Source organism: Endozoicomonas sp. SESOKO3 (assembly GCF_024606255.1).
The window spans coordinates 1-2,486 of sequence record NZ_JAHHPR010000375.1; the positions used below are offsets into that span (position 1 = coordinate 1).

The 2,486-nt window shown below is 45.9% G+C and carries 1 protein-coding gene; it reads right to left on the reverse strand.

Features of this window, described 5'->3' with window-relative positions; all coding sequences use genetic code 11:
* The coding region (locus tag KDK18_RS06610; RefSeq protein WP_257254080.1) for a hypothetical protein at positions 1 to 2,486 on the reverse strand (2,486 nt) is incomplete at both ends.

A 2,486-nucleotide genomic window follows, 5' to 3' on the forward strand; every position in this document is an offset into this window, starting at 1 on the left:
GAGTTTATGCAGGGCACCCAAGGAGGGAAACAGGTCGAACACAGCCTGAGCATGGCTGGCGTCCAGAAGACGCAACTGATCATCTTTTGTTAAGGGTTGCAGAATTTCCCAATAGAGTCTTTTCATGTAATCGTGTTTCAGCACCCCCGACAGTGGTTGCAACAGGGCTGAGCACTGTTCCCATCGGCTCCTATCCGGCAATGACTTCAGCCGCTTGACAAAGTGGATAAAACGCTCTCTGTGTTCATGGGAAGAAGATAGAACCATTGCCTTATTTAATACATGCAAGGGCAAAGTTTTAATCGAATGACGCCACAAAAAATCCCGATCCTTTTGATCAGTCCGGAGGTAGCGCTCGACGCCTTTCCCGCCATAAGAAAATAAAAGCGTTATCAATGATTCCATCATCAGAACGGTTTTAGTCTTTGCATTGAATTGCTGAAACTGTTGTAAAACCACCCAGTTGAGTGACCAGTCTGGCTTAGAGGTGGAAAGATAAAGGGCCACTGTTTTTATTTGGCGATTGAATTCGTCATCCTCTTCATCCTCTGAATCGCTATCGTATTCGTCGCCCTCTTCACTCTCTGAATCACTTTTGTCTTCAGCAGATTCTGCTAAAAGCCATTGTTTCAGTTGTGTTTCCTGATGTTGCAGCATCTGAATAGCAGGCAGCCCTTCTGATTTCCAGAGTCTGGTCATTATTCGCAGGAGCTGGTGATTGGGTGCACCTCCACAGCTTATCCAATCCATCACTTTTTTCACTGGCTCATGTTTGGGTATGCCTTTGCAACTATTCATGGATGAGAAGGAGCGGAACAACTTCATATTGAATTCACCATCCTTGTCTTTCCATTCCGGCCAGCCCAACATTGCTTTCACTTGCCCATGTTTGAGCATGCCTCTTCTATTATTCATAGATGAGAAGGAGCGGAACAGCTCCATACTAAACTCGTCATCTTTGTCCTTCCATTCCGGCCAGCTCAGCATATCTTTCACTTCCTTATGTTTGGGTATACCTCTTTTGTCGTACATGGACGCGAAAGAGCGGAACAGCTCCATGTTGAACTTGCTGTCCCTGTCTTTCCACTCCGGCCAGCTCAGGATCTCTTTCACTTTCTCGTGTTTAAGCATGCCTTTACCACTGTTTATGGATGAGAAAGCGCGAAAGAGCTCCACACTGAATTCTCCATCTTTGTCTCTCCATTCCGGCCAGCTCAGCACCCGTTTCACTTGCTCATGCTTGAGCATACCTTTGCCATTATTCATGGATGAGAGGGAGCGAAACAGCTCCATATTGAACTCGCCATTTTTGTCTTTCCATTCCGGCCAGCCCAGCACCTCTTTTACTTCCTCATGTTTGAGCATGCCCATGCCATTATTCATGGACGAAAAGACGCGGAACAGCCTCATATTGAATTTGTCATCCTTGTCTTTCCATTCCGGCCAGCTCAGGACCTCTTTTACTTCTTCATGGTTGAGCATGCCCTTGGAATGATTCATAGACGAGACGGAGCGAAACAACCCCATATTGAACTTGTCATCCTCATCTTTCCATTCCGGCCAGCCCAGCATCTCTCTGACTTTCTTATGTTTGGGTACGCCTCTTTTGTTGTACAGGGATGAGAGGGAGCGGAATAGCTCCATGTTGAACTCGCCATCGTTGTCCTTCCATTCCGGCCAGCCGAGCACCTCTTTCACTTCCTGATGTTTGAGTATGCCTTTACCACAGTTCATGGACGAGAAAGCGCGGAACAGCTCAATATTGAACTCGTCATCTTTGTCCTTCCATTCCGGCCAGCCCAACAACTCTTTCATTTCCTCATGTTTGAGCATGCCTCTACCACTTTTCATGGATGAGTAAGCACGGAACAGTTCCATATTGAACCCGTCATCATTGCCTTTCCATTCCGGCCAGCTCAGGATCTCTTTCACTTCCTCGTGTTTAAGTATACCTTTGCTACTATTCATGGATGAGAAGGGGCGGAACAGCTCCTTACTGAACTTGCCATCCTTATCTTTCCATTCCGGCCAGCTAAGAATCTCTCTCACTTCCTCATGTTTGGGTATGCCTCTTTTGGCGTTCATAGATGAGAAAGAGCGGAATAACTCCGTATTGAACTCGCCATACTCGTCTTTCCATTCGGGCCAGCTCAGCATCTCTTCCACTTCCTCATGTTTGAGCAAGCCTTTTCTATTATTCATGGACGAAAGGGAAGTCAATACATCCAAACTCGCTAAATATTCGAGTTCACCCTGGCTACGCTCGGCAAAATCACGGATATGTTTTTTATTATTTAGCATGCTGGTCAGCATGCCGGTATTTTTGAAGGATTCAGGAAGGCGCCCAAAAAAAACGGTCGCATTATCGAAGAAGCCATTAAAAGACTTTCTCTCTACGAATCGAAGAAGCTTATAAAAAGTGTACTTGACTGTGATGTTTTTTTTCTTGCATATCTCTATCAGGGTTTGCGCTTTTTCCAGCTCTT